Below are 4,996 nucleotides of genomic sequence, written 5' to 3' on the forward strand. Positions count from 1 at the left end.
ACTTGAGAACCACACAATATATAATAGCTTCAGCTAATAGAACAAAGCTTTCAATAATACTTGACCTAAGTGGGAAAGAAGTATAAGGAATTAATAACTGATTACTTTCCCAAGCTATAGGATGTGTCAACATTGTGGCGCCACATGCCAATATAACTATCCAATGGAGATTGATATTAGATAATGTACGTAGCGACAATACAATAATTGGAATTTCAACTATAAGGGAAATTAACAGCGCGATAAATTGCGTCATAAAGTTTTGTATCGTAGGTGGGGCTATACCTCACTTACTAGGGCAAAAATATTACCTAAACTTCCGGAACGATGTCAAAAAACAGTGGTGTAGTAATTATGTAGTCCACAGAGGTAAATACTATGCCAGCACAAACTGATTCATATCCTACACTACAACTCGGTTGCGAAGGCGCCAAAGTAGAGGAGTTACAGCGGTTGTTAATGCCCAGACTTCCCGGTCCAGACCGTTTTCCTATCAATAGTATATTTGATTCGGAAACGGAACACGCAGTTGAAACAGCACAATATCAATTTTTTCTCAAGCAAACTGGTGTTGCTGATGAAATGCTTTGGAAGTCACTATACGCTAAAGCTCCCGTAGGTAAACCAGTACTACGTCGCGGTGCCAATAATGAACTTGTGGCAATGGTGCAAGAAGTACTCAAAGATAATGGTTTGTATGGTGGCGCCGTTGATGGTAATTTTGGTGTAAATACAGAAACTGCGATTAAGAATGTACAGCGCAGCCGTCGTTTGACGGTCGATGGTATTATTGGGAACCAAACTTGGAAAGCTTTATGTGATATAGCTACTTTTGTGACTGTATCTTAAATTACTAGTAAAACGTTGGGTGCTAGCAGTACGAACACGAATTAAAGATTAGATTTAAGTTTCCCATAGATATCTAAAAGTTTGTATGCTGAAACTAATAGTCTTCATAATTCTTTAAAAACTGTGCAAGAAGATTTCAGATTAATAATTGATTTGGTTTCAGTTCTCGCCGTTGCGGCATGTGGTGGTTTATTTGCTGCATTGTTGCGACAACCTGTATTGCTGGGATACCTTATTGGTGGGATGGTTGTAGGACCCACTGGGCTGGGGCTAATTAAAGAATTAATTCAAGTCGAAACACTGGCACAGTTCGGTGTGGCGTTTTTGTTGTTCGCGCTGGGAGTTGAATTTTCCCTGGCAGAACTTAAGAAGGTGCAAGGTATTGCACTTGGGGGAGGTGCTGCTCAGATACTTTTAACGATAGCAGTTACAGTTTTAGTGTGTGGAATTTCTGGCGCCTGGGGAACTTTGCCGGCGAAGGGCGTATTTTTGGGTTCTATACTCTCTTTGTCTTCAACAGCGGTTGTCCTTAAGTGTTTAATGGAACGCAATGAGACAGAGACACCCCACGGACAAGTTCTTTTGGGTATATTGGTTGTCCAAGATTTGGCGTTAGGTTTAATGTTAGCGGTATTACCTGCTCTTGATAAACCACCCGAATTAATTGGAATAGCTATATTAATGGCGCTCCTTAAAATCGGTTTGTTTGCAGCAGGCGCCGTTGCTGTTGGAAAATGGTTAATACCACGGCTGTTAAGGTTGCTCGCGCGTACCGAGAGCAAGGAATTATTTTTATTGGGTGTAGTCGCGCTGTGTTTGGGTATTGCCCTATTAACCGAATATCTTGGACTTTCGATTGAAATGGGCGCCTTTGTTGCGGGTTTAATGATATCGGAAGTTGAGTATGCAGACCAAACGTTAACATACGTCGAACCTTTGCGAGATATTTTTGCTAGTTTGTTTTTTGTCTCTATCGGGATGTTAATCGACCCGCTATTTTTATGGAACAACCTGGAATTGATATTATGGCTAGTAGCTTTAGTATTGGTTGGTAAGTTTTTAATTGTCACACCAATCGTCAAGCTGTTTCATTATCCTCTGAAGACAGCAATTATAGCGGGTATTGGGCTGGCGCAAATTGGGGAATTTTCTTTTGTACTTGCCAGTAAGGGGCAAGCTTTAGGGTTAGTATCACGTCGTATTTACTTATTGACTTTGGGGACAACGGCAGTCACGCTAATTATTACGCCGTTTTTGTTGCGGTTAGCGCCAATTGTGTTTGATTGGATAGAGTCGATACCTTGGTTAAAGCCATATATTAGTGGTGAAGGTGTTCCAATCGAAGTTTCGGAAGATTTACCTTATAAAGACCATGTAGTTGTTTGTGGTTATGGTCGTGTAGGTAAGAATTTGGTCAAGTTGTTACAAATGCATGATTTTCCATTAGTTGTAATAGACCAGTCGGAAAGTAGAATTCAGCAATTGCGTGATGCTAAGATTTCGTATGTATACGGCAATTGTGCAAGTTTGCACGTATTAGAAACAGCAGGTGTGAATTCTGCGAAGGGAATGGCAATTGCGCTTCCCGACCCAATGAGCAGCAGGTTATCCTTAAAACGGGCATTAGAATTATCACCAGAATTAGATATAGTTGTACGCGCTGACAATAACAAAAATATTGAGGTATTTTACCAATTGGGCGCGCGTGAGGTTGTACAGCCTGAATTTGAAGCCAGTTTGCAAATGGCGACACATTTATTCACAGATTTAGGATTATCACCAGTTCTCATCCAGCGCGAAATGAAAGAAATTCGTGATCATCATTATTTAGATTTACGTCCAGAGGAAACTGAGTCAGAGTCAAGACGAAGTTTAAGGGAAGCGACACAAGATTTAAATCGTCGTTGGTATCAACTTCCTTCAAGTTCTCCTTTGGTAGGTATGACGCTGGAACAAGCAGATATGCGTTACCTAACGGGAGTTAGTTTAATGGCTATCAAGCGCACGGGTGGTAAAGAAATTGATTATCCTGATGGTAAAACAAAATTAGAGGAAGGCGATAAATTATTACTGGTCGGTCAGGATAGCGAATTTGCAGCTTTAGACGAATTTGCTAAAGGACAAGCAGCAATTCCTAATTTAAGCAGCGCGTGTCAATGGATATTTGTTAGCAGTGATTGTGAATTTGTTGGTAAAACACTTGAAAAAATAGAGTTTCAACCTACCTTTGAGGTGCAAATACAAGCAATGCGTCGCGATGGTCGATTTATTCGTCTTCCTGAAGCAAATACAGAACTACAAGCGCGCGACCAGTTATTACTATGCGGTAGTTTAACTGCACTACAGCAACTCGAAGAATTACTGGCGCCGTCCAATATAACAATACCTTTAGCTATCCCCCTCGTTAAAGCAGGTGAAACTGAAAAATTGAAAGAATATTAGTAGTTTGAGTCAGATTCCCGACTTCTTGAAAAAGTCGGGATTATAGCATACTTTTTCTTAAGCTAAAGGTTTCATATAAGCAAGTGCCTGTTTCCAAATGGTAATTTTTTGACCGTCATTATCTTGAACTAAGATACACTGCAAGTCTTGCCAGAGTATTTTGCCACTGATAGAATCTCCTGTTGACAGCTTTAACTCGACTTGCGTGGTTTCCTTAATCAGGTTTTGGACTTGACGAACACTTGGTAAAGAGGTATCGAATTCTGTAAGCATTTTGAGTAAAGATAAAGTAATAAACTTTCATTCCTTGATAATTCATCAAGAGGGTAAATGGCAATAGAATTTACTAAGTATCACGGTTTGGGTAACGACTTTATTCTAGTCGATAATCGTTCAACGTTAACCCCAGCAATCACTCCAGACCAAGCTATTCAATTATGCGACCGTCATTTTGGCATCGGCGCTGATGGTGTAATTTTTGCTATGCCAGGTCAGGATGGTACTGACTACACAATGCGAATATTTAATTCTGATGGGTCGGAGCCAGAAATGTGTGGTAATGGTATTCGGTGTATGGCAGCATTTTTAGCTGATTTAGAGGGTACATCACGTCAAAGGGACAAATATCTCATTCATACACTAGCTGGTACAATTACACCTCAATTAATGCCTGACGGTCAAGTTAAAGTTGATATGGGTACACCTCGCTTACTTGCGGGAGAAATTCCTACTACATTATGTCCTCCCGACCAAAAAGTTGTTCAACACCCCATAGACGTTAATGGGGAAAAATGGGAAGTTACGTGTGTTAGCATGGGGAACCCGCACTGCATAACATTTATTGAGGATGTAGCAGCAATTAAGCTTGAAGAAATTGGTCGATTATTTGAACATCATTTAGCTTTCCCACAACGAACCAACACCGAATTTATCGAAATAGTGCGCCGTGACTATGTAAAAATGCGAGTATGGGAACGCGGGGCAGGTACTACATTAGCTTGTGGGACAGGTGCCTGTGCATCATTAGTAGCAGGTGTACTAACAGGAAAATGTGACCGAATAGCTACCGTGGAACTTCCAGGTGGACTATTAGAAATTGAATGGTCAAACATCGACCAACGAGTTTACATGACAGGCCCCGCCGAAAGAGTATTCACAGGTAGATTGTAGGGTGGGTGACGCTACCAACAATCTCAGTTAAAAATAAGAATCTAGTAGCGTCACCCACCGCCAAAAGTAGAACTTGCTATGCTCGGCACCGCAGTCACATAAAGGCACTTTCAAAAATGGATATCTATATCTATAATATGTAGATGCTTGTTGGTTGCAGAAACTCCTGGTGTGAAAGGGTTTTGCTTGTTTGAGTGGGCAACTAAAATAATTTTCAATTTTTTTTTCAAAAACGCTTGACATTCTTTTGTGGAATCGTTACATTAAATAGGTCGGCGGCGAGAAAGAAGCCGCAAACAACCGAACCGAGAAAAAATAATAGTTTGAAAGCCAAGTAACAAGTCAATCCTCGTCAAAACAATGCAAGAAAAGTCTTGCTCAGGCAAGACAGATGGGGGTTCCAATATACAGGAATTTTCATATAGAGTCAACAAACAAACATGTAGAGACGTGATTAATCGCGTCTCTGTAGTGTGAAATCCAAAACGGAGAGTTTGATCCTGGCTCAGGATGAACGCTGGCGGTATGCTTAACA

5 protein-coding genes are annotated in these 4,996 nt (G+C 40.7%); 3 read left to right on the plus strand and 2 right to left on the minus strand.

Features of this window, described 5'->3' with window-relative positions:
• Positions 1-256, minus strand: a 256-nt coding sequence (locus AC2JBO_RS42965) for a hypothetical protein (RefSeq protein ID WP_496959733.1), incomplete at its 3' end; no start/stop codon positions are given.
• Between the two features lie 122 nt (positions 257-378).
• Here AC2JBO_RS42965 and AC2JBO_RS42970 point away from each other — a divergent pair.
• Both AC2JBO_RS42970 and AC2JBO_RS42975 read left to right on the plus strand, forming a co-directional pair.
• Positions 379-849: a peptidoglycan-binding domain-containing protein gene (locus tag AC2JBO_RS42970; protein WP_496959734.1), complete on the plus strand. Its 471-nt coding sequence runs from the start codon at positions 379-381 to the stop codon at positions 847-849.
• A 123-nt stretch (positions 850-972) separates the two neighbouring features.
• Entirely contained in the window at positions 973-3,291 is a 2,319-nt protein-coding gene (locus AC2JBO_RS42975) for a monovalent cation:proton antiporter family protein (protein WP_496959735.1), read from the plus strand.
• Positions 3,292-3,348: 57 nt separating this feature from the next.
• Here the strand turns inward: AC2JBO_RS42975 and AC2JBO_RS42980 are convergent, their stop codons facing one another.
• A complete protein-coding gene (locus AC2JBO_RS42980) occupies positions 3,349-3,564 on the minus strand; it encodes an Hfq-related RNA-binding protein (RefSeq protein ID WP_496959736.1) in 216 nt (71 codons plus the stop codon).
• 57 nt (positions 3,565-3,621) lie between these two features.
• Here AC2JBO_RS42980 and dapF point away from each other — a divergent pair, with 57 nt between their 5' ends.
• The gene (gene dapF / locus AC2JBO_RS42985) at positions 3,622-4,461 is read left to right on the plus strand and encodes a diaminopimelate epimerase (RefSeq protein ID WP_496959737.1); all 840 of its coding nucleotides are present in this window, start codon (positions 3,622-3,624) and stop codon (positions 4,459-4,461) included.
• The last annotated feature ends 535 nt before the right edge of the window (positions 4,462-4,996 follow it).

The sequence above is a fragment of the Calothrix sp. CBUCES-K 9914 genome, assembly GCF_059640475.1.

Coding starts and splice junctions, on each gene's coding strand:
- AC2JBO_RS42970 (WP_496959734.1), top strand. CDS start 379: ATGCCAGCACAAACTGATTCATATCCTACACTACAACTCGGTTGCGAA.
- AC2JBO_RS42980 (WP_496959736.1), bottom strand. CDS start 3,564: ATGCTTACAGAATTCGATACCTCTTTACCAAGTGTTCGTCAAGTCCAA.
- dapF (WP_496959737.1), top strand. CDS start 3,622: ATGGCAATAGAATTTACTAAGTATCACGGTTTGGGTAACGACTTTATT.